This is a genomic window from Botryobacter ruber (assembly GCF_003347595.2).
Taxonomy (GTDB): Bacteria; Bacteroidota; Bacteroidia; order Cytophagales; family Hymenobacteraceae; genus Pontibacter; species Pontibacter ruber_A.
Window position 1 is genome coordinate 59,709 of record NZ_QCZK02000058.1, and the last position, 22,215, is coordinate 81,923.

Here is a 22,215-nt window from a genome sequence, read left to right on the forward strand (position 1 = left end):
GTATGAACAGGCTGCTTATTCCGGCTGCTCCTTGTATACAGGCTGCTCTTTCACACGTTCGGCCTTCCGGACTATTTCCCGGATAATCTCATCCAGTTCATGGGCAGAGGATGAAATCATGGGCAGGAAGTCTTTGTTTCGTACTTTTTCCGGTGGATAATTATCCAGTAGATCAACTATACCCATAATCCGGGCTAAGGGTGCTCGTACGATGTGCGACTGCATCCAGGCTATTTCCCGTAATTTTTTGTTCTGCTCCTCAACAGCTTTTATGTGCTTTAACTGGTCGGTAATATCTGTAGCGAGTACCAATCGGGCTATTCGATCGCCTAAATTTACCGTGTCACTTTTAATGTCTACATCAATCACTTCTCCGTTTTTCTTTACATGTATGAATACATCATGAAAGAATCTATTGCTCCTGCTATTAGTAAGTACTGCTTCTAATTTTTCGAGCTCTTCCACCGGTCTGATGTCTTTTATGGTCATGCCAAGAAATTCATCTTTGCTGTAGCCGTAGAGCCTGACCGCCGCCTCATTTACATCGATAAACTGTAAGTTGTTAACATCAAATACCCACATCGGGCTTGGGTTTAAATCAAACAGGTTGCGGTACTTCTCTTCACTCTTTTCGAGTTCTATTTCTGCTAATTTTCGTTCTGTTATGTCCCTGAAATTTAAAACAATGGCGCCTACGGCAGGTTCGAGCTGCTGGTTGTGCAGGGTTACATCCAGCCATTTGTAAGAGTTGTCTGGCATCCGGAACCGCCCTTCTGCCTGACGAATGCTGTTCGGGTTTTGCATTACATGAGCAAGGGTATCATTAAAGACTTCCAGATCATCCGGATGAATAAGATCTAATCTTGATCTACTGTTGATTTTACTTTCATCCAGTTCCAGTATCCTGATGGCAGAGGCGCTTCTTTCTTTTACTGTTCCGTCGGCAGCTATCAGAATAAATCCATCCGTGCTGTTCTGTAGAAGTGTTCTGAACCGTTTCTCATTGGTTTTTATTTTTTCTTCTGCCTTTTTTATATCCGTAATATCGCGGGCCGTGAAGTAGCCAATCTGATCGGCCGGGTGCCACCGTCCGGACCAAAGCATGGTGACCGGCTCCCCATTTTTACGAATAATCCGGTTCTCGAAATTGTGCATATCAATTCCATCCTTTAAACCAGCCAGGGCAACAAAAGACTTCTCCTTATCTTCTTCGTAAATATATTCGAAGGGGGTTGTGCCTATCATTTCTTCCGGTGAATAGCCCCAGACCACTTCCGATGCAGCACTTACCGTTTCTATCTTTCCTTCGTTGTTTATGGTTCCGATAACATCGAGCGAGAGGTCCATAATTTTCTGGAGCTGCTCCTCCCTTTGTTTCAGCTGTAACTCTGCCGTTTCTTTTTGTTTCCGGTCTGCCGCCTCTTTTAACGCCCGTTCTATTTTTGGACCGACCTGGTACAGTTTCTCTTTCAGGACATAATCCGTTACACCTAATTTAATTAACTCTACTGCTTTTTCTTCGCCTATTGTACCGGATACAATTATAAAGGGGGTATGTGGCAGGGTGCGTTGTTTTAGATGAAATGCAGAAAGCCCGTCGAAGGAGGGGAGGGAGTAATCGGATAAAATGACATCAGGAGAGTCGTTGAGTAATGCGGTTTCATACGCTTCCCTGGTCTGAACAACTTTTGAACGATGCTTTAAACCTGCCTTTTTTATTTGATATTGCAGTAGTTCCAGGTCGTGCTGGTCATGCTCCAGCAATAAAATCTTAATTGTTGTTTCCATTTTGGTGTAGCGGAGAAAAGGAGAGTGGCACTATAATTTTGCAGGAGACTGATTCAGCTCCAGCCAGTACTTCGTTAAACTGGAAATAGCATCTATAAATCCTTCAAAATCGACGGGTTTTACAAAATAACTGTTTGCGCCAAGTTTATAGGTTTCCAGGATATCTTTCTCTTCTTTGGAAGAAGTTAGCACAACCGTAGGAATTACTTTTGTCCGTTCATCCCACTTTATGCGTCGCAGAATTTCAATGCCGTCGACCCGGGGCATTTTCAGGTCAAGTAAAATAAGTTTGGGTAGGTTCCGGCTGTTCCGGACTTCGTAGGCGCCCTGGCAAAAAAGAAAATCCAAAGCCTCTTCACCGCTGTTCAGGTGTACTAACGATTGCACGGATTTGTTTTTCTTCAGGGCCCTGATGGTAAGTTCTGCGTCATCTGCATTATCTTCCACCAGCAAAATATCAACTTTGTTATTCATAACTTAAATGGTTACAGGTTTGGGTAACGAAAAATAAAATGTTGCTCCTTTGTTAACTTCTCCCTCTGCCCACACCCTGCCGCCGTGTTTTACCACCACCCGTTGCACAATGGCCAGGCCCACGCCCGTACCCTCAAACTCTTCGTCGGAGTGCAACCGTTGAAAAACACCAAACAGCTTGTGGGCATAGTCCATGTTAAAGCCGGTGCCATTGTCGCGCACGAAATAGATAATTTCGTCATCTTTTTCAAAAGAACCGATTTCTACCTGCGGCTCGGGCTTTTTAGAAGAGTATTTTATAGCGTTGGAAATTAAGTTGATAAACACCTGGTAGAGCAGCGTCGGATCGCCTTCGATTGGCAGCAGGTTATTTACCTTTGTAGTTACCTGGTGTCCGTTGCCGTTCTCCAACTCCTGCAATGCCTTGTTAACCATTTCGGTTGTGTCTATACAACGCTTTACCACCTGTTTCCTGCCCAGTTTCGAAAAAGCCAGCAGGTCGTCGATCAGCGTGCCCATTTTTTTTGCATTGTTCTGGATGATCTGCAGCAGGCGAAGGAGTTCCTGGTCCATCTGTTCATGGTACTCCTCGTAAATGATGTTGGCATACCCGTTGATGGCCCGGAGCGGGGCGCGTAAATCGTGCGAGACGGAATAAGAAAAGGATTCCAGTTCCTTGTTGGTTACTTCCAGCTGCGACACATTCCGTCTCAGGTCGGTATTAAGCTGCTTTATTTCCTGTTCCGATTTTTTTTGCAGTGTGATGTTCCGTTCGGTAATGGCAATGGATTTCAGGTTGTTTTCAGAATCGGTAAGCACAGAAGCCGAAAACGCCACATCTATTATTTTACCGAACTTGGTTATCCGTTTCGTTTCGAGGGAATGAATCTGGTGCCCCTGCAGGATACGCTCGATCATGTCGTGCGATTCGTTGAGCAGAAAATCCGGTACGATGTTCCAGATTTTCATATTCAATGCTTCCGATTCGGAAAAGCCATAGATTTTTTCGGCGCCATTGTTCCAGGAGATAATCCTGCCATCGGGGCTGTGCAGGTAAATGGCGTCGTTGGACTGTTTAACTACCGTAGCCAGGTAGTTTTTTATTTCCTCAACTTCTTTTACCTCCGTTATATCCCGTGCATTGGCAAACCAGAGCCCGTTTTTGTTTACAATGTTCCACTCAAACCACTTAATGTTCCGGCTCTTGTTGTAGAGTTGGGTCTCGAACGACAGGTTTTCTGCGGTTTGCCTGCTCAGTTTCTGTACGCTGTGGCGGTATTCTTCGGTCAGGTAAAGCAGCAGCGACGAATTTTTTACTTCCTCAATGGTGTAGCCGAGCAGGTTGGTTACGGCCTGGTTTACTTCCTCAAACGTTAGCGTTTCCGGATTGATGATGCAGATAATGTCTGCTGAATTGTTTATCAGCAGTGCGAACTTCTCGAGGGCTAAGTTGTTTTCGATGAGTTTTTTCTTCTGCAAATGCAGTTTAAGCAGCACCGAAACCTTCGCTTCTGTAATTTCCTTGTTCAGGGGCTTGTACAGGTAGTCGATCGCTCCTTCTTCAAAACCCTTGATCATGAATTGGTGTTCTTTCTTTTCTGCGGAGGCAAAGATGATGGGGATATCCTTCGTCCTTTTGTTGGATTTCAGGATCTGGGCCACCTCAAAGCCATCCATTTCAGGCATCTGCACATCCAGGATAATCAGATCGATGTCCCGGTTTAAAACAGTTTTGAGGGCCTCTTTTCCATTGGTCGCACTTAAAAACCGCCTGCCTGATTTGTCAAGCATCTGTTCAAGGGCAAAGATGTTGTTTTCTTTGTCGTCTACTATTAAGATATTTACTTCCTCTCGCCTATACATTTTATTAAGACAGCTACTAATCGCTCACACGGTTTTCATAGTTTTAGTTGGAACGAGCTAACCTGTTGCGTTACAGGTTCAGCATAAAGAAGGCAATGGAGCGAACGACTTGTCTGACTATAATGATAGTTTTATAAATGTCTATCCAATTTACGGTAAATACGGATAAATCAAAACGCTCCGGCAAAGAAAAATATTCAATAAATTTTTATAGTTAACCAAGTTTGATCAAAAATGCCTTTATTTCTTCCAGTTTAAGTATTTTTTGGATACAACCGGTATCTATGGCCGCTTTTGGCATAACAGGATACTGCGCTTCTGCCGGGTTTTGTGCAATGGTGGTGCCTCCTGCTTTTCGTGCTCGCTTTATCCCTGCTGCTCCATCGTGATTGGCCCCTGTGAGAATAATGGCCAATAACCGGCTTTTGTACACATAAGCCGCCGTTTCAAATAATACGTCGATGGAGGGCCTGCTGTAATTTACCCGCTCATCGCTGGTTAAGGAGAAGGTGCGGTCCTGTTCAATTAGCAGGTGGTAATCGGGCGGAGCAAAATAAACGGTCCCGGGCGTGATCTTCTCCTTTTCGTCGGCCTGTTTGATCCTGATCTCACACTTCTGCGAGAGCACATCCTCCAGCAAGGTTCTTTCCTCTTTTGAGCGGTGCTGCACCACCACAATGGGTAAAGTGAATGTGGCCGGCAAGGCTTCTAAAATAGTTGAAAGAGCAAACAGGCCTCCTGCCGATGTGCCTATAACAACGGCTTCGTAATTCATGTTTTTGCCACCCGCTTTTTACTTTCTTTCCTGTAAATTCTTTCCCTTTTGTCTACATCGGCAAAATCATTTTGCTTATCAGAAAAAAGCAGCGATTCCTTGTTGCCCAACGCCAGAAAGCCAAAAGGGCTGAGGCTGTCATAAAACAAGTTGATGACCTTGTTCTGCAGGCTCTGGTTAAAATAGATCAGCACGTTGCGGCACAGGATCAGCTGAAACTCATTGAAAGATTTGTCGACAGCCAGGTTATGGATGGAAAAAACAATATTTTGTTTCAACGCCTTGTCTATCAGGGCCGAATCGTATTTTGCAGTATAATAATCAGAAAAAGTGCTTTTCCCGCCTGCCTTCTGGTAGTTGCTGGTGTAGGTTTTCATTAAGCTCATGCGGTAAACACCTTCCCGGGCAGTTTGCAGGGCCCGTTGGTTAATGTCGGTGGCGTAAATAACGGAACGGTCGAGCAAACCCTCTTCCTTCAGCAAAATAGCCATCGAATACACCTCTTCTCCGGTAGAACAACCGGCAATCCAGATTTTGATGACCGGGTAGGTCGCCAGCCGTTTTATTACATTTTCGCGAAGGCTTTTGTAAAACGGCGGGTCGCGGAACATCTCCGTGACGTTAACAGTAAATTCAAGGATAAAACGGGCAAAGGTTTCCTCGTCCCGCAACAGGATTTTTTCCAGCTCGGGTACGGTACCGATCCGGTTGGTTTTCATAAACTGAGCGATTCGCCGGGTAGCGGACGCTTCGGCGTAATCTGTAAAATCATACCCGTACTTAAAACGGATGGATTCCAGCAGGTTCTTTATATCGGCACTAGTTATCATCCCTGTTTTCGTTGCGCCCTCGGTGCCATTGATTGGTTAAGTTAATTTTTTATCGGTTTGATTGGACTAAGCACCTTTACGTGCAGGTGTTGTTTGGGTTACAGGTAAATCTTTTAATATTACTATTTTGTCGGCTGCTCAATTTTTGCAGCAGTTCCTGCAGATTGATGGATGTAGAAAACGCCGGAAATATTTTTTTTGCGCAACATCCATTATTTATACAGCCACACGCGCATCAGCGAAAGCAGCTGCTCCATGTTTACCGGTTTTGGAATGTAATCGGACATACCGGCTTCCAGGCATTTTTCCCGGTCGCCTTTCATGGCTTTGGCAGTCAGGGCAATGATGGGAAGCTTGCCGTTCTGTGGCATTTTCCGGATTTCCCGTGTGGCTTCGTAACCGTCCATTTCAGGCATCATCACATCCATCAGGATCATGTCTGTATCGGGTTGTTCTTTTAACATAGTAATGGCTTCTTTCCCGTTTTCGGCGGTAATGCAGCGGAGGCCTTCTTCTTCCAGGGCATTGGTGAGGGAGTAGATGTTGCGCATATCATCATCCACAATCAGCACCTTTTTGTTCTTCAGCACCTCATCAGTCCGGTGGAGCTTCCGGATGATCTGCTGTTTTTCCTTCGGTAGTTTTGCCTCCACGCTGTGCAGGAACAAGATCGTTTCGTCCAGCAGGCGCTCCGTGGAATCGGCGGTTTTCAGCACGACCGTATTGGCCAGTTTATTCAGGCGGCTTGCTTCTTCTTTGCTCAGTTCTTTCCCGGTATAAACGATAACCGGTATTTTGTTCAGGGTGCTGTTGGCTTTCACTTTTTCGAGCAAATCTATGCCGCCCATATCAGGTAAGCCAAGGTCAATGATGATACAGTCGAACTTTTCCTTCTGCATCAGGGCAATGGCTTCTTCTCCTGTATAAGCCGAAAAGGACTTCACATCGCCGTTGCTCACCAGTTCCCTGATGGCGAGGTTCTGCTGCTTGTTGTCCTCTACAATCAGGAGCTTTTTCAGTTTCCGGCTGATAAACTCTTCCACGCGGCCAAATGCTGCGTTTAACTCCTCCTGTGTGATTGGCTTTTTTATGTAATCAAAAGCTCCCAGGTCAAAACCTTCGTTTCGGCGGTCGAAACCGGAAATTACCTGCACCGGAATGTGACGCAGGTCCGGATCGCTTTTCAGGTGTTTCAGCACTTCCGCGCCGTCCATCACCGGCAGCTTCATGTCCAGGATGATGGCATCGGGGTGGTAATGCCTGGCCAGGCTCAGTCCCATATTGCCCTGGTGCGCCATAATGCCCCGGTACCCTTTTTCCCGGATAAAATTGAGCAGGATATGGGCAAAGGGCACATCGTCTTCCACGATCAGGATTACTTTATCATTTTCCTGGATGGCATACCTGTCATCCGAAACTTCTTCCTGTTGCGTAAAGTGTTCCGTTACCTCCGGTGGCGGAAGCAGTTTTTCCGGTTTTACTTTTACGGCTACTTCTTTTTCGAACGATACAGCGCTGGAAGGGTCAAATTTAAACGGCAGGTAAAGCGTGAAGGTACTTCCTTTCCCTTCTTCACTCTCCAGCACCAGTTCGCCTCCTAAGGCACTGGCCAGTTCGCGGCTGATAGAAAGCCCGAGCCCGGTGCCGCCGTATTTTCGTTTTGTGGAGCCGTCGGCTTGCTGGAATGCCTCAAATACGACGGCCTGCTTGCTTTCCGGAATGCCAATGCCTGTGTCGGATACCGAAAAAGCCAGGACCTTGTCTGATGTACGCAGGCTCCTGTTGCGCAACCTGTGCGGCGGCACCACGGTGGTAATGTCCAGCGTTACTTGTCCGCCTTTGTCGGTAAACTTGAAAGCGTTGGACAGCAGGTTTCTCAGGATTTGTTCCAGCCGCTGTTTGTCGGTGGTTAACGTTGCGGTTATTTCTTCCTTCCTGAAATTTATCTTAAAGTCAATCTCTTTGTTAACAGCTATTTCCCGGAACATGGCCTGCAGGTTGTCCTTGACCTCCGGAAGTTCGGTTTCTTCAATGTCCAGCTCGATTTTGCCTGATTCCACTTTCGAAAGATCCAGGATTTCGTTGATGAGGTTTAGCAGATCGGTGCCCGAACTGTAGATGTTTTTGGCAAACTCCACTTCTTTTGCACCCAGCACTTTATTTTTGTTTTCGCCGAGCAGCTGCGCCAGGATCAGGATGCTGTTGAGCGGGGTACGCAGCTCGTGCGACATGTTGGCCAGGAACTCCGACTTGTATTTGTTGGTAATTTCCAGTTCGCGGGCTTTGGTCTCGATATCCATTTTGGCCACTTCCAGCTTGTTTTTCTGCTCTTCGAGTAAGTTGGCCTGTTCTTCCAGCTCTTCGTTTGTCTGCTGCAGTTCTTCCTGCTGAGCTTTTAGCTCTGCTTCCGATTCTTCGAGCAGGTTGGTTTTTTCCTGCAGTTCTTCATTTATCTGCCGTAGCTCTTCCTGCTGCGCTTCCAGTTCTTCGGCCTGCTTTTGCGTTTCTTCGAGCAGCTCCTTCAATATGGTCCTGGACTGGGACGAGTTAAAGGCTATGCCGATGTTCTCCGTTACCGTTTCCAGGAACTTCAGGTCATGTTCCGAAAACGCATGGGCAGCGCCAATTTCAATGACGCCTTTCAGCTGGCCATCGTACAGGAAGGGGTAAACAACTATATTTTTTGGAGGTGTATTGCCCAGCCCGGATTTGATTTTGATGTAATCTTCCGGAACCTGCGTAAAAATGATCGGCTTCTTTTCCAGGGCGGCCTGCCCCACCAGGCCTTCGCCTAACTTAATCGTATTGTTATTTTCCTTCCGGAATTGAAAGGCATAACTGCCGGCCAGTTTCAGGTGATCGTTTTCGGCAAGATAAATGGCGCCAACAAGGGCATCCAGGTACACCGTCAGCTTCCGGACAACTTCCTGCGCAAGTGCCCCGATCTCCTGTTCCCCACGCATCAGGTCGTTCAGTTCGCTGCTTCCGGTCAGGAGCCAGTGGCGGATCTCATTTTCGTGTGAAAGCTCCTGCAGGTTGGCTTTCATGTTATTGAGGGAGGTACCCAGTTTGTCTGATTCTCCCCGAACCGGCACCACAGGCGAATAGTCGCCTTTGCCAATAATATCGGCCGCCTGCGCGTATTCCTTCGACACCTGGATCAACTGGTTAAAAGAAACGGCCAGTTTCCCGATCTCATCGCTGGAGTTTACCGGGATCGAGAGATCCAGGTCGCCCCGGGCGATGCAGTCGGCGGCATGCCTGATATCTTTAACCGATGTAAGCAGGTAATTGATGGTGTAATACAGCAGCAGCGTGAGCAGCAGCACAATTACCAGCGCAATTACAATGTTCCGGACCAGCACACCGGATATTTTAGCTACCTGATCTTCGGCTGTTTGCCGGATGGCGATGGAAGAAAGGTCTTCTACTTCTTTGAGGGTGTTGAGGTAGGCAACGCCATTAATCCACCAGTCATCGCTGGAGTAGGGGAACTGGTTGAAAGCAGGATTTTGATAGGCTGTCTGTATGATGTCGCGTACCCGTTGGATGGCAGGTGTTCCCATCTTTTTATGGTGATAAGCTGCCAGCTCATCGGAGGCATTCTTACGGAAGTTTTCCAGGTTTACTTCGTGCTTTCCCGTGAGTGAGGAAAATTCGGCAAAACCATTTCCAGCGAATCCTTCTTCCAGGATGGCTTGTTTTAAGCTGGCGCGGAGCCGGCCAAAATATTCTTTCCCCTGCAACAGGAACATGTGGGCATTCAGCTGGTTTTTTACTTCCGGATTCCTGGAGTAAAGGGCTGTCCGGTTTACCTCGTCAATCAAGGCGCTGTTTATTTCGCCAAAAGCATCCCGTATGCTGTCAGGGGTGGCGGAAAAGGTATTGATCCGGCTTCGCAGGTCCGGAATGTTTTCCAGCAGGCTTTCCGCATGCAGGTGCGTGTGCTGGTTTAACAGGAGCTGGCTTAGCGCAAACAGGGCTTTGTCAGTCTGCTCCCGTTGGTCGAACAACTCGCTTTTTTCTTCTTTTCCTGCACTGATCAGGTACCCAAGCGAATAGCCGCGCTCCTGCTGCATTTCGTGTATCACATTCGAGATAGCTTCGGCTTTGAGCACATCGTCATAAACCTGCTGAATTATGTTTCTGCTTTCAACTTTATTAACAATGTCAACTGCCAGGAAATAAAACAAGGTGAGCAACGGGATAAGCGAAATTAGCAGCAGCTTGTTTTTTATGGAGAGGTTGCGGATAAACTTCATAAAGGTACGGGTGCTTTATTTACGTCTTTGTGTAGTTTAATGGGAGCTATTATTTGGTTGTCAGGTGGGAACTGAAATTTTGGAGGCGAAGAAACAGCTGTAGCTCCTTTGTTTGCCTGCTATTTTAACTCAAAATGTGCGCTGCACCTGCCACCACAGCCTCTGCACTTCCTCAACTAAGTTCACATGGTAAAGCAGGCGCGTTAACCGGGCATCTGATTAACTGAAGTCAAAGTACTGTGCCAGTTCGGCATTATCCTTCAGCTCGTTCACACGCTCAATGGTTAAAGGCTTGTTGATAAAGCCGATTACATTGTGATAGATGGTGGAGGTGGTGATATCCAGTGGGTCGACGGAGGAGCTAAGGATACATATCTTCACTTCCGGGAAACTTGCTGCACACCTGTTGGAAAAATGTTCTAGAAACTCCCACCCGTTCATAACAGGCATGTTTAAGTCCAGCAGGACAAGTTCAGGAACCTTATCCGGATGCCCTTCCTTTAGTTCGATCTCTAGCTTTTCAAAATAATCTATCCCCTCCCGGCCGTTTTTAAACATTAATACTTCAGAGGCAAATTTTTCGGCCTTGATAACAAGCTCACATATCATCAATGTAATTTCATCATCATCGATAAGCACTATTTTGTCTATCATAATATTTCTAAGTATAAAGCCAGATTATTAAGCCAGGAAAGGTTATGCTTTAAATATTACTATCTTTCGAGTTTTATACGTATGCTATCAAAAATGTACTGGAATGAACCTGAAATAGTTGAATTTCTAATCGCGTCTCAACTATTTAATAAGAATATTGTTAGTTTAATAAAAGTGGTTATATTGAAAATAGTTTTCCAGTGTAAGAATAATAATATGCAAACATTGTGATTTATGCAGATAAAATCAACCTGAAATTGCAAAAAATAAATTTTCTCTTCTAAATTTTTTTATGTTACAAGTTCATCTAATAAAAGAAAGGCCCGGCATAAAAACACGGGCCAAAAGAAGCGGGATACTTTTATGCGGATTATGCCTGCTAAATCGTTGGGTTTGTACAGAATAGTGGGCAATTTTTGCTACTTTTGCACCTGAATACATTAATCACATTTTCATAGCTAACTAAATGAAAATTTTAAAGTTTGGAGGTACCTCAGTAGGTTCTGCCGAGAGAATGAAGGCTGTGTCTGGCCTGATCAATGATGGCGAACCTAAAATTGTAGTGCTATCGGCCATGTCGGGCACTACGAACAACCTGGTACAGATCGGCGAGAAGCTGTACCAGAATGCCTATGACGAAGCTAATGCGCTGATCGATGCGCTGCATGATAAATATAAACAGGTAGTGGATTCGCTCTACCAGACAGACGAAAAGAAGAAACAGGCGCTGGAGCTGATCACGACGCATTTTGATTATATCCGGGGTTTTACAACAGACCTGTTTACCGTACACGAGGAGCGCGCCATCCTGGCGCAGGGCGAGCTGCTGTCTACAGCGCTTTTCCAGTTCTTCCTGGAAGAACAGCCGATCCCGTCGGTGCTGCTGCCGGCGCTTAACTTTATGCGTATCGACGAGAACGAAGAGCCTGACCTGGACTTTATCTCCAAAAACCTGAAAGCTGAGCTGGAGAAATACCCGGATACAAACCTGTTCATTACGCAGGGCTACATCTGCCGCAACACCTTCGGCGAAATAGACAACCTGAAGCGTGGCGGCTCCGACTATTCTGCCTCGCTGATTGGCGCTGCCATCGATGCTTCTGAAATCCAGATATGGACCGACATCGACGGCATGCACAACAACGACCCGCGTATTGTGAAAAACACGCATCCGATTGCCGAACTTTCGTTTGACGAGGCCGCTGAACTGGCTTATTTCGGGGCTAAAATTCTGCACCCATCCAGCGTGCTTCCTGCCAAACTGAAAAACATTCCGGTGCGCCTGTTAAATACCATGCAGCCGGAAGCCAAAGGCACCACCATCACGTCCGAAAGAGCAGGAGGGGGGATCAAAGCAGTAGCTGCCAAAGATGATATCACGGCTATTAAAATCAAGTCCGGGCGCATGCTGCTGGCGTATGGTTTCCTGCGAAGCGTGTTCGAAGTGTTCGAGCGTTACAAAACGCCTATCGACATGATCACTACTTCGGAAGTGGCTGTATCCCTGACAATCGATAATCCGAAGCACCTGGAAGAAATTGTGGCGGAGCTGAAGGAGTTTGGCCAGGTAGAGGTAGACACGAACCAGACAATTATCTGCGTGGTGGGCGACTTTATTGCCGAGAAAAGCGAAACCAGCTTTAAAGTATTCGAAGCGCTGAAGGATGTTCCGTTGCGCATGATTTCGTTTGGCGGAAGCAAAAGCAACGTGAGCGTGCTCGTAAACACTACGGATAAAGTGAAAGCGCTGACTTTGCTGAACGAGCATATTTTTGAAAGGAGCATGGCTAATGCTTAAAGATTATCTGCAGGAGCTAGAGCAGCATCCTACTCCTTTTTTTGCGTACGATCTCAAACTCTTGCGCCAGACCCTGCAACAGGTAAAAAAGGAAGCAGACAAGTATAATTTCCAGGTGCATTATGCCCTGAAAGCCAATACTAACAGTCCTATTCTTACCGAAATGGTGGCAGCCGGCCTGGGTGCTGACTGTGTGAGCGGAAACGAGATCAGGCGTGCCATCGAAAGCGGCTTTAGCCCGGACCATGTGGTGTTTGCCGGGGTGGGTAAGTCGGATGCCGAGATAAACTTTGCGCTGGAGCAGGATATCTTCTGCTTCAACTGCGAGTCATCGCATGAGCTGGCAGTGCTGAACGAGCTGGCAGCAGAGAAGAATACGGTTGCACGTATTGCGCTGCGCATCAACCCGAATGTGAATGCCAACACGCACAAGTACATAACCACAGGCCTGGAGGAAAACAAGTTCGGTATTAATTCCTGGGAACTGCCGGATGTGCTGAAGCAGCTACAGCAACTGCAGCACCTGCGGTTGATTGGCATCCACTTCCATATTGGCTCCCAGATTACTGACCTGTCGGCGTTCCGGAACCTGTGCACGCGGGTAAACGAGTTCCAGGAGTGGTTCCTGTCGCATAATGTGGCGCTGGAGCATATCAATGTTGGCGGTGGCTTAGGCGTGGATTACTACCACCCGGAGGAGCACCCGATTCCTGACTTCGAGGCCTATTTCAGTTTGTTCAACCAGTTCCTGGAGCTGAGGCCCGGGCAGCAGGTGCATTTTGAGCTGGGCAGGGCGCTGGTGGCGCAGTGTGGGTCGCTTATCTCGAAGGTGCTTTACATTAAGAAAGGCATGACCACCAATTTTGCCATCCTGGATGCCGGCATGACCGAACTGATTCGTCCGGCGCTCTACCAGTCTTACCACAAGATTGAGAACATGAGCAGCCAACTATCGGAAGATAAGTACGATGTGGTAGGTCCTATCTGCGAATCTTCTGACTGCTTCGGGAAAGCCGTCATGTTACCGGAAACCAACCGTGGCGACCTGATTGCCATACGCACAGCAGGCGCTTATGGCGAGGTGATGGCGTCGCAGTACAACCTGCGCGATAAAGCCCAGGCGGTTTACCTGAACTAGTTCAGTTGCTATATCAAAAAAGAGGCTGTCCCGGATTGTCAGGACAGCCTCTTTTTTTGTTGATACTATTCAGCTACAAGGCAGAAGTCAGGAAGGTTGGTTCTGCCGTGGCAATAGTGTGCTGCGTGCTCAGGAAATTGGCGAGTGCCAATGCGTTGCCTTTTGAGTTTTTGTCTACCTGTACTACAAAGGTTTGTTCATCCAGCTGCTGCTGTACAGTGGCATTTACCGAGTGGAGCAACTGCTCAAATTCCTTCCGCTGCTCTTTGTTGTTCAGCTGCACTTTCAGTTCGTTACTCACCCCCATCAGTTGCTTGCCTGCCAGGAAATATGGAGCCGCATAGGTAATTTCCGGTCTTTTCTGTAGCTCCAGCAATGCCTGCTCTACCTGTACCGGGTTTAAACCATCCATCAGTTCCAGCGCGTAAACAATTTCTGAACCGGAACCGGCTGGTCTGACGAGTGCTTTTACAAAGCCCAGGTTGTTCAGTACTTCCTGTTGTGCTGCAGCGTTTAGATCAGATCTGAAAGTTACCAGTACTTGTTTGGTATAAACGGCTCCAAGAAGTTTTTTCTTGTTGTTTTGTGTGAAGTAGTAATTGCCTGCAGTGTTAGCGATGGTAAGTTGTGACCTGTTCAGCAACTCGGGGGCAAAACGCACATTACGTACAGGCGAAGCGCTGTTATCCATACAAGAGTAAAGAAAAAGTGCAATTATAGCATAGAATAATGAAGATAAATATTGTCTCATTTGTTTATGGAAATTAATCGTTCTGGGATACTTTTTTAGCAATTATGCCTATTTTCTTCTACGGCGGGCACCGTGAAAGGGGTGTGTTATTGTTGATAAAAAAGCAAATATTTTTTATCTAAATTTTGGTTGCCTTTATTTTGTTCTATTTATATAGTTTTTGGAATATTCTTTCCCGGCTGGCTAAAGGCTGCATTTCCCTCTGCTTCTGCAGCTATTGCGTTTGAAAAGGTATCCGGGAATGCTTCGGGTGTAGCGCTAAAAAGTGTTTTTGCGCTGTAGGAACCAGTAATGCGTGTGCATGCGCTGGTGCACCTGTAAGCGGTTGGTTGGGAGCAGTGGGAGTGGTGGCTGGGGCAGCAGAATTTTTTGGATGAGCCGGTGCAGGAGAGGGTTGTCTCCTCGTTACAGGAGAATGCAGGTTGCTACTACTTTGCCCGCAAACATAAAACTGCCACCTGACCGGTTCCGGAAACCAGGCAGGTGGCAGTTTTTTTCTTTCAGGTGATTGCCTGGTTAGGTTTTATCGTTCCCTGTTCTCGAATACCAGGGGTTCGTGTGTGTTTTCTTCTTCGTAAAATTTTTGAATAGCATGCGCCAGCTGTGCCGTTTCTACCAGGAAACCGTCGTGCCCGTAGTCCGAATGGATAACGCTTAGCACAGAGCCAGGCACGTGTTCGTGCAGGTGCTGCTGCTCGGTGAGCGGGAAAAGCAGATCGGAATCAACGCCCACAAACAGGGTTCTTGCTTTCAGCAAATGCAGTGCCTGGTGCAGCCCGCCCCGGTGCCGCCCCACATGGTGCGAATCCATTGCCTTGGATAAAAGCCAGTAGGTATAGGCATTGAATCGTTTGGCCAGTTTCTCGCCCTGGTAAAGCTGGTAAGAGGTGGCGCGATAGCCGTCCTTGATGTTGTAGTCGGTATCGGTTTGTGACTTTTCGTATGAATTGTAATGCCTGTACGAAAGCATGGCAATCGACCGGGCGGTTTTAAGCCCCTCCAGGCCGGCTGTTTCGGAGTTGGTGGCCCAGGTCGAGTCGAGGCGGATAGCCATGCGCTGGCTTTCGTTGAAGGCAATGCCCCAGGCCGAGTGGCGTGCGTTGGAGGCAACGTGAATCAGTCGCTCAAACACTTCCGGGCTTTTGATGGCCCACTCCATTGCCTGTTGCCCGCCCAGCGAGCCGCCAATCAGGGTATGTACTTTCTCCAGCCCCAGTTCCTTTCGGAGCAGATCAAAAGCATCTACAATGTCGCGGTTGGTTAACTCGGGGAAAGCGTGGTAATAAGGTTCCTGCGTTGCCGGGTTTACCGACAAGGGGCCGGTGGAACCGTAACAGCCGCCAAGGGTGTTGGCGCACACAATAAACCAGTCAGCAGGATCGTATACTTTGCCTTCGCCGAAGAGGCCGGGCCACCATTCGGTAAAGTCGGAATTGCCGGTAAGGGCGTGGCAAACCCACACCACGTTGTCGCGCTGGGGGCTCAGTTTTCCGTAAGTAGTATAAGCAAGCTGGAAGCCCGGTAAAGATTCACCGGACTCCAGTTTAAAAGGTTGTTGGTACTGGTACAGATGCTGCTCTGGCATTCGTAATAAGTTATTTTAGGATAGGCTCATCCTGTGCCGTCAGCACCTTGGAAAACGCCTGTTCAAAATCAGCTTTAATATCCTGTATGTGTTCGATACCTGCCGACACACGCAGTAAGGTAGGTTCTACACCTGCACTCAGTTGTTCCGCATCGGAAAGCTGCTGGTGGGTGGTAGAAGCCGGGTGTATAATCAATGTTTTGGCGTCGCCTACGTTGGCCAGGTGGCTTACCAGTTGCAGGCTGTTTACAAACTTCTCGGCCTGTGCCTTGCCTCCTTTTATACGGAAAGAAAGCACACCGCCAAAGCCGCGCTTCAGGTATTTCTTGGCCAGGTTGTGGTATTGGCTGCTTTCCAGTCCCGGGTAATTTACCGATTCTACCTGCTCGTGCTGCTCCAGCCATTGCGCCAGTTCCAGTGCGTTCTGTACTGTACGGTCTACGCGCAGCGAAAGTGTTTCCAGGCCCTGCAGCAACAGGAAGGAGTTGAACGGGCTCAGGGCCGGACCGAAGTCGCGCAGGCCTTCCACGCGGGCGCGGATGGCAAAGGCAATGTTGCCAAACGGACCATCTGTTCCGAATACTTCCCAGAAGTTAAGACCGTGGTAGCCTTCGGCAGGTTCCGAGAATTGCGGGTATTTGCCGTTGCCCCAGTTAAAGTTACCGCCGTCTACAATCACGCCGCCAATACTGGTGCCATGACCGCCAATCCACTTGGTAGCCGATTCCACCACCACATTGGCGCCATGCTCCAGCGGACGGAACAGGTAACCGCCGGCGCCAAAGGTATTGTCCACGATCAGCGGGAGGTCGTGTTTTTTAGCAAGCGCAGCAATGGCTTCGAAATCCGGAATATTGAAACGCGGGTTCCCGATTGTTTCCAGGTAAATGGCCTTGGTGTTCTCGTCGATCAGTTTCTCGTATTCTTCCACGGCATCGCCGGCTGTGAAGCGCGCCTCGATACCCAGGCGTTTGAAAGAAACTTTAAACTGGTTGTACGTGCCGCCATACAGGTTGCTGGTGGTTACAAAGTTATCGCCGGCCTGCATGATGTTGTTAATGGCAATAAACTGTGCCGCCTGCCCGGATGCTACAGCCAGTGCCGCCACACCACCTTCCAAAGCTGCCACGCGTTTTTCAAACACGTCGGTAGTCGGGTTCATGATGCGGGTATAAATATTGCCAAACTCTTTCAGGGCAAACAGGTTGGCTCCGTGTTCGGCATTTTTAAACGTATACGAGGTGGTCTGGTAAATAGGCACCGCACGTGACTGGGTGGTGGGATCTACTTCCTGGCCGGCATGTAGTTGTAGAGTTTCGAAATGTAAGGTTTCAGACATGTTCAATCAGCTTTAAAGGATTTAACAATAATGTTTTTTTAAAAGGTTCTTTGGGTACGTATATGCCTCTGAAGGGCTGCAGCAATTTTCCTGTAGCATTGTGCACGCCGCAGGATGCAGGCAGATTACCGGATTAACAACAGCAACAGGCACCCAGGGGCATGGGAGCAGATGTACAGGCATAGGAAAAAAGTGGCAGTACTGGTGCCGTAAGAATAGAATGTTGCTGCGTATGATTGATTCCCTTTTTCATCTTGTTATCAATTTATATTCTTCCGAACGTTTCGGAATCAGGAATTAGCACCTTAACCGTGGCAGTTAGGTTGCTAGAGTTTCTCAGAGCCTGTCTCTCCACTCTTCTTTATAAATCAAAATCCTTTAGGGATAATTGACTTGATGCTGCAATAATAGGGGGCGATTCTCTGATATCCAAGAAAAAATGCCTTTTTTTAGTTATTCGTTAGCTAAGATAGAAAGTTAAAGAGTTTAGGAGTTAGAGAGTTAGAAGTTTGTAGGGGTTGAAAATCTTCAACCCTTTTCTGTGCCTGCCACCATTGCCTCTGCTGTTTGTCTGAACCGTTGATGGCAGGATGGCATGATGGGTGTGATTTTATGTTTGTCTGAATTTGGATTCGTCAGATTTTGGGATTAACTGGATTTTTTGTCTGAACACGATTAAGAAGATTTAAGGAACAGCAGGATTGATTCGATTTGTTTGTGGTTTGTGCAGGAGACACGGGCACCGCGTCTCTACAGCCATACCCTTAACCTCTCTACCTCTTTGTTACAGGGTTGAAAATCTTCAACCCCTACAAAATAACTACCTTTCTACCCTTCTACCTTTCTAACTCCCAAACTCTCTAACTCTCTAACTTTCTAACTTTCTTTACTACCTTTGTGCATACATAAAACCTGAAAGATTAATGGAAGCCATCAAAGAGACAAACTTTTCCTTTAAAGGGCAAACCGGCTTTTACAAAGGCAAGGTACGTGATGTTTACTATTTCGAAGACAAGCTGGCAATTGTAGCCACAGATCGTATATCGGCTTTCGATGTGGTGCTGCCACGGGCTATACCATACAAAGGGCAGGTGCTGAACCAGATAGCCAGCCTGTTTCTGAAAGCTACCGCCGATATTGTTCCGAACTGGGTGCTGTCGTCACCCGACCCGAATGTAACCATTGGGTACAAGTGCGAGCCTTTTAAAGTAGAAATGGTGATCAGGGGCTACCTGGCTGGGCATGCCTGGCGCGAGTATAAAGCAGGCAAGCGCGTGCTGTGTGGCGTACCGTTACCGGAAGGCTTAAAAGAAAACGATAAACTGCCGCAGCCCATTATTACCCCCACCACCAAAGCCGACGAAGGGCACGACGAAGATATCTCCCGGGAAGAAATTTTAGCAAAAGGTCTTGCATCTGAAAAAGATTATTCTAACTTAGAGCTTTTTACGCGGTCGTTATTTGCTCGCGGAACCGAGCTGGCGGCGCAGCGTGGGCTGATTCTGGTAGATACGAAATATGAATTTGGTACCTACAACGGCCAGATTTACCTGATCGATGAGATTCATACGCCCGACTCGTCGCGCTACTTTTACAGCGAAGGGTACGAAGAAAGGCAAAAAAATAACGAACCGCAGAAACAATTATCGAAAGAGTTCGTAAGACAGTGGCTTATTGAGAATGGCTTTCAGGGGAAAGAAGGGCAGCAGGTGCCGGAGATGACAGACGAGGTGGTGAACAGGATATCAGAACGTTACATCGAACTTTTTGAAGTCGTAACCGGTCAGCAGTTTGCAAAACAGCCCTACGAAAATGCACTTGCCCGTATAGAGCAGCGCGTTGCGGAAAACATTTTTAAAGCCTAAGACTTACTATTTACACGATTTATTGGTACATTCGCATATATAATCCTTACTGATAGCTCTATGAAGTACACGATTGATAAAAAAGAAAACTACACTATAATTACAATCGATGAGAAGAAACTGGATGCTTCCATAGCACCGGATCTTAAGTCTGAATTTGTGAAGTTGAACGCAGAAGGAATAGTGAACCTGATCCTAGATCTGTCAAATGTAAAGTATACTGATTCCTCCGGCCTTAGCTCTATCCTGATCGCCAACAGGTTATGCAACTCCTCCAACGGCCTGCTTATCCTGACCGGCCTGCAGGACCATGTGATGAAACTCATCAGCATTTCCAAACTGGAATCTGTATTGCACATTCTGCCAACTGTTGAAGAAGCGATTGATCGTGTGTTTCTGCACGAGATTGAGCAGGACCTGACAAAGAAAGAAGACTAAGCTGCTGCCTGTAAGTGGAATTCGAACTCAGAATACTGGGAAGTTCGTCGGCCACGCCCTCGGCAAACAGGCATCCTACAGCACAATTACTAACCATCGGCAATCAGCACCACCTGATTGACTGTGGTGAAGGTACGCAAATGCAGCTGATGCGATACAAAATAAAGCATCAGCGCATTTGCAACATCTACATCAGCCACCTCCACGGCGACCACTACTTCGGCCTTCCCGGCCTGCTCTCTACCATGCACCTGCAGGGCCGCCACACACCACTCCACCTGTTCGGTCCGCCCGGCCTTTCGGAAATACTAAGTCTCCAGTTCAAATATTCCGGCACAAACCTGACCTTCGATCTTGTTTTCCACGAGCTGGATACCACCGTATACCAGCAGATTTTTGAAGACAAGGATATTACCGTACATACCATCCCGATGGAGCACCGGATACCCTGCTGCGGTTTCCTGTTCCGGGAAAAGCCCAGGCCACGTCCGCTGATAAAAGAAAAATTGCCCGCCTTTTTAACACATGCACAGCTGGTAGCTTTGAAACGGGGCGAAGATATAACCGATGCGGATGGGAGTTTACTTGTGCTCAATGCGGAAGTAACCCTGGAGCCAAAGAAAAGCCGCAGCTACGCCTTCTGCTCTGACAGCCGCTTTAAACCCGATCTGCTGCCTCACCTGCGCCACGTGGATCTGCTCTACCACGAGGCTACCTTTGCCGATGAGTTGCGTGAGCGTGCCAGCTACACCTATCACAGCACGGCCGCCCAGGCTGCCGAACTTGCTGCCGCCGCCCAGGTGCGCCACCTGTTGCTGGGCCACTTCTCGGTGCGTTACAAAGACCTCACGCCCCTGTTGCACGAAGCACTGGATGTTTTCCCACAGAGCAGCCTGGCTGTTGAGGGGAATATTTTCCAGGTGGAGGAGAAGGAGATTGTGCAGCTGCAGATGCAGAAAGCGGAATAGCGTGGAGCAGTGGCTGTGGAGGCAGGTGCAGAGAGGATTTTTGGGGCTCCTGTGGTGGAAATTTGGGGTAGGGCTATTGGGGGCTTGGGTGCTTTGAGTTGGGCACCCGCGAGGGGTGCCCGTACAGAGCGGATTTTATTTGCTGGTGGCTTGGGGGTGGGGGCTGCGAAATGGCAGCTGCTTTACTTCGCCATCTGGGCAATTTTATCCAAGGGAATGGTGCTGGCCAGTTTCAGCACGCTTTCTTCTTTGGCATCGTTGAGCTTGAATGAAATGAGCGTGTTCTGAAGCGGAATCTGTAGTTCGTAATCTGTTTTACCGGCTGCGGCGCCCTCCATTTTATTCAGGATGGCTTTATGCCCCTGTACCTTCACCACCTTCTGGTTCGGGTCGGAATTGGCGACGAAGGGTAACGAAAGCAGCGCCTGCAGCGAGTTGATGAGCGGCGAATTGTTGATAATGTCGATACTGGCCGAGTTCAGAGTATCGGTGCCGTAGGTACGATGCACCAGCAGGCCCATGCCAAACGAAGAAGCGCCGCTGGTAACGTTGTCGTCTTTGGTGTTGGCTGCGAGTGCTTCCATTTTCGGGGGGAGCAGCTTCAGGAGTTCCCTTCCTATCTCGATGTCAATGTCGTGCAGCATCTGTGCCATGGCAGCCCGGGAATCGGAGAGGTTGCCGGAAGTGTAGGATTTTCGGGCTTCGTCGAGGTTGCTGGTAAAGGCCTGTCCATTCGAAGCAAATGCCAGCAGGCAAAGGGAAACGGTGCTAACGAGTATTTTTTTCATAGCAAATGAATTTTCTGATTTAAGTTTCGCCGGCCCTTATTGCTCGCCCAGCATTTTTTTGATGTTATCGATATCTACAGCACCGGCCGCTGCCATTATTTCCTGCTCATTCTTAAAGTTCACGCCTTCATACACCAGCAGCGACGATTGCCCCAGCGGCACGGAAAGCTTGTAACCCGCGTCGGCATCGTATTCAATTACGGCACGGTGTCCTTTTACTTTGGTCTGTTTCCAGTTTTGCTCGCCGCCTGTGGTTTGGGCATAGCTGCCGTTGGCCAGGAAGTAGTTCATAGCGGTAAGCATGGCCGTGTTGTTTGCCACGGTTACCCGCAACTCCTTTTCCTGCTGGTCGGTGTATTGGCGCAGGATGGTAAGCCCGGCCCAGCCCCAGCCCATGCTGGTTACCTGGTCCGTTTTCTCGTCTTTTTTCAGATTGGCAATCACGTCGGGCAGCGACTTCAGTATTTTCTGGCCTATCTCCATTTCCACTCCCAGCATGGCCTGCTGCACGGCATAGCGGGCTTCGTTGTAGTTTTTGGATTTAAAGGCACCTTCGGCATCGCCCAGGTGCTGCTTTACATCCGGTGGCGTGGTTACCAGTCCCTCGCCGCCTTTGTTCCGGGCGCGGCCGCTGTTTGCCGCTGTTCCGGAACCTTCCGAAGAACCGGAGTAGCCGCTGTCGGCGGAGGAACTGCCATTGGCAGCTTTTTTACCACTGATGGCCCTGTCCAGGGCGCCTTCTGCTGCACTTTCGGCTTTTTGCTTCAGCCTGTTCAGCATGCCTGCCTGTGCTGTAGCCTGCTGATAGGCCAGGCACAGACCGGCAGCTAGGCCAATGATGAATGCTTTTCTCATAGTAAAATGTTTGTGTGTGAATAGTACTAAAATTAAGTAAAATA

17 protein-coding genes and 1 riboswitch are annotated in these 22,215 nt (G+C 48.1%); of the genes, 5 read left to right on the forward strand and 12 right to left on the reverse strand.

Annotated features, from left to right (window positions below):
* Positions 1-15: 15 nt before the first annotated feature.
* The 7 genes from DCW36_RS20400 to DCW36_RS20430 form a co-directional block, all read right to left on the reverse strand.
* Positions 16-1,788, reverse strand: a complete 1,773-nt coding sequence (locus DCW36_RS20400) for a PAS domain S-box protein (RefSeq protein WP_114782656.1) — start codon at positions 1,786-1,788, stop codon at positions 16-18.
* Positions 1,789-1,818: 30 nt separating this feature from the next.
* Positions 1,819-2,262 (reverse strand): response regulator, encoded by a 444-nt coding sequence (locus DCW36_RS20405; protein WP_114782657.1) that lies wholly within the window; start codon positions 2,260-2,262, stop codon positions 1,819-1,821.
* Positions 2,263-2,265: 3 nt separating this feature from the next.
* Positions 2,266-4,125 carry a PAS domain S-box protein gene (locus tag DCW36_RS20410; RefSeq protein ID WP_114782658.1) on the reverse strand — a complete coding sequence of 620 codons (1,860 nt, stop codon included), beginning with the start codon at positions 4,123-4,125 and terminating at the stop codon, positions 2,266-2,268.
* A 214-nt stretch (positions 4,126-4,339) separates the two neighbouring features.
* On the reverse strand, positions 4,340-4,900 hold the full coding sequence (locus DCW36_RS20415; protein ID WP_114782659.1) for a chemotaxis protein CheB: 561 nt from the start codon (positions 4,898-4,900) through the stop codon (positions 4,340-4,342).
* Positions 4,897-5,730, reverse strand: coding sequence for a CheR family methyltransferase (locus tag DCW36_RS20420; RefSeq protein WP_114782660.1), 834 nt, complete (start codon positions 5,728-5,730; stop codon positions 4,897-4,899). Before DCW36_RS20420 ends, DCW36_RS20415 begins: the two co-directional genes overlap by 4 nt.
* A gap of 212 nt (positions 5,731-5,942) precedes the next feature.
* A complete protein-coding gene (locus DCW36_RS20425) occupies positions 5,943-9,992 on the reverse strand; it encodes a response regulator (protein ID WP_114782661.1) in 4,050 nt (1,349 codons plus the stop codon).
* A gap of 219 nt (positions 9,993-10,211) precedes the next feature.
* On the reverse strand, positions 10,212-10,646 hold the full coding sequence (locus DCW36_RS20430) for a response regulator (protein WP_114782662.1): 435 nt from the start codon (positions 10,644-10,646) through the stop codon (positions 10,212-10,214).
* 466 nt (positions 10,647-11,112) lie between these two features.
* On the opposite strand from DCW36_RS20430, the gene DCW36_RS20435 reads away from it, so the two are divergent.
* Both DCW36_RS20435 and lysA read left to right on the forward strand, forming a co-directional pair.
* Entirely contained in the window at positions 11,113-12,444 is a 1,332-nt protein-coding gene (locus tag DCW36_RS20435) for an aspartate kinase (RefSeq protein ID WP_114782663.1), read from the forward strand.
* On the forward strand, positions 12,437-13,582 hold the full coding sequence (gene lysA, locus DCW36_RS20440) for a diaminopimelate decarboxylase (protein ID WP_114782664.1): 1,146 nt from the start codon (positions 12,437-12,439) through the stop codon (positions 13,580-13,582). The genes DCW36_RS20435 and lysA overlap by 8 nt, the downstream gene beginning before the upstream one ends.
* Positions 13,583-13,655: 73 nt before the next feature.
* On the opposite strand, the gene DCW36_RS20445 is transcribed toward lysA, so the two are convergent.
* The 3 genes from DCW36_RS20445 to DCW36_RS20455 form a co-directional block, all read right to left on the reverse strand.
* The gene (locus tag DCW36_RS20445; protein WP_128397001.1) at positions 13,656-14,273 is read right to left on the reverse strand and encodes a hypothetical protein; all 618 of its coding nucleotides are present in this window, start codon (positions 14,271-14,273) and stop codon (positions 13,656-13,658) included.
* Between the two features lie 583 nt (positions 14,274-14,856).
* The gene (locus DCW36_RS20450; RefSeq protein ID WP_114782666.1) at positions 14,857-15,918 is read right to left on the reverse strand and encodes a homoserine O-acetyltransferase family protein; all 1,062 of its coding nucleotides are present in this window, start codon (positions 15,916-15,918) and stop codon (positions 14,857-14,859) included.
* Positions 15,919-15,928: 10 nt separating this feature from the next.
* Positions 15,929-17,257 carry an O-acetylhomoserine aminocarboxypropyltransferase/cysteine synthase family protein gene (locus tag DCW36_RS20455; RefSeq protein ID WP_114782667.1) on the reverse strand — a complete coding sequence of 443 codons (1,329 nt, stop codon included), beginning with the start codon at positions 17,255-17,257 and terminating at the stop codon, positions 15,929-15,931.
* 262 nt (positions 17,258-17,519) lie between these two features.
* Positions 17,520-17,627, reverse strand: a riboswitch (SAM riboswitch).
* 553 nt (positions 17,628-18,180) lie between these two features.
* Between DCW36_RS20455 and DCW36_RS20460 the strand changes: the two genes are divergently transcribed.
* The 3 genes from DCW36_RS20460 to DCW36_RS20470 are packed head-to-tail and all read left to right on the forward strand — an operon-like array spanning position 18,181 to position 20,528.
* Complete coding sequence (locus tag DCW36_RS20460) at positions 18,181-19,122, forward strand: phosphoribosylaminoimidazolesuccinocarboxamide synthase (protein WP_114782668.1); 942 nt, start codon at positions 18,181-18,183, stop codon at positions 19,120-19,122.
* 60 nt (positions 19,123-19,182) lie between these two features.
* Positions 19,183-19,560: an STAS domain-containing protein gene (locus DCW36_RS20465; RefSeq protein ID WP_114782669.1), complete on the forward strand. Its 378-nt coding sequence runs from the start codon at positions 19,183-19,185 to the stop codon at positions 19,558-19,560.
* A 14-nt stretch (positions 19,561-19,574) separates the two neighbouring features.
* Entirely contained in the window at positions 19,575-20,528 is a 954-nt protein-coding gene (locus DCW36_RS20470) for a ribonuclease Z (protein ID WP_114782670.1), read from the forward strand.
* A 182-nt stretch (positions 20,529-20,710) separates the two neighbouring features.
* Here DCW36_RS20470 and DCW36_RS20475 read toward each other — a convergent pair whose 3' ends face one another.
* Both DCW36_RS20475 and DCW36_RS20480 read right to left on the reverse strand, forming a co-directional pair.
* Positions 20,711-21,316: a hypothetical protein gene (locus tag DCW36_RS20475; protein ID WP_240676257.1), complete on the reverse strand. Its 606-nt coding sequence runs from the start codon at positions 21,314-21,316 to the stop codon at positions 20,711-20,713.
* Between the two features lie 36 nt (positions 21,317-21,352).
* On the reverse strand, positions 21,353-22,171 hold the full coding sequence (locus DCW36_RS20480; protein WP_125185416.1) for a hypothetical protein: 819 nt from the start codon (positions 22,169-22,171) through the stop codon (positions 21,353-21,355).
* Positions 22,172-22,215: the final 44 nt, after the last annotated feature.

Bases quoted from the DNA above. Each gene is read 5' to 3' on its own strand.
- DCW36_RS20400 (WP_114782656.1), bottom strand. From the start codon at position 1,788: ATGGAAACAACAATTAAGATTTTATTGCTGGAGCATGACCAGCACGAC.
- DCW36_RS20405 (WP_114782657.1), bottom strand. From the start codon at position 2,262: ATGAATAACAAAGTTGATATTTTGCTGGTGGAAGATAATGCAGATGAC.
- DCW36_RS20410 (WP_114782658.1), bottom strand. From the start codon at position 4,125: ATGTATAGGCGAGAGGAAGTAAATATCTTAATAGTAGACGACAAAGAA.
- DCW36_RS20415 (WP_114782659.1), bottom strand. From the start codon at position 4,900: ATGAATTACGAAGCCGTTGTTATAGGCACATCGGCAGGAGGCCTGTTT.
- DCW36_RS20420 (WP_114782660.1), bottom strand. From the start codon at position 5,730: ATGATAACTAGTGCCGATATAAAGAACCTGCTGGAATCCATCCGTTTT.
- DCW36_RS20425 (WP_114782661.1), bottom strand. From the start codon at position 9,992: ATGAAGTTTATCCGCAACCTCTCCATAAAAAACAAGCTGCTGCTAATT.
- DCW36_RS20430 (WP_114782662.1), bottom strand. From the start codon at position 10,646: ATGATAGACAAAATAGTGCTTATCGATGATGATGAAATTACATTGATG.
- DCW36_RS20435 (WP_114782663.1), top strand. From the start codon at position 11,113: ATGAAAATTTTAAAGTTTGGAGGTACCTCAGTAGGTTCTGCCGAGAGA.
- lysA (WP_114782664.1), top strand. From the start codon at position 12,437: ATGCTTAAAGATTATCTGCAGGAGCTAGAGCAGCATCCTACTCCTTTT.
- DCW36_RS20445 (WP_128397001.1), bottom strand. From the start codon at position 14,273: ATGGATAACAGCGCTTCGCCTGTACGTAATGTGCGTTTTGCCCCCGAG.
- DCW36_RS20450 (WP_114782666.1), bottom strand. From the start codon at position 15,918: ATGCCAGAGCAGCATCTGTACCAGTACCAACAACCTTTTAAACTGGAG.
- DCW36_RS20455 (WP_114782667.1), bottom strand. From the start codon at position 17,257: ATGTCTGAAACCTTACATTTCGAAACTCTACAACTACATGCCGGCCAG.
- DCW36_RS20460 (WP_114782668.1), top strand. From the start codon at position 18,181: ATGGAAGCCATCAAAGAGACAAACTTTTCCTTTAAAGGGCAAACCGGC.
- DCW36_RS20465 (WP_114782669.1), top strand. From the start codon at position 19,183: ATGAAGTACACGATTGATAAAAAAGAAAACTACACTATAATTACAATC.
- DCW36_RS20475 (WP_240676257.1), bottom strand. From the start codon at position 21,316: ATGAAAAAAATACTCGTTAGCACCGTTTCCCTTTGCCTGCTGGCATTT.
- DCW36_RS20480 (WP_125185416.1), bottom strand. From the start codon at position 22,171: ATGAGAAAAGCATTCATCATTGGCCTAGCTGCCGGTCTGTGCCTGGCC.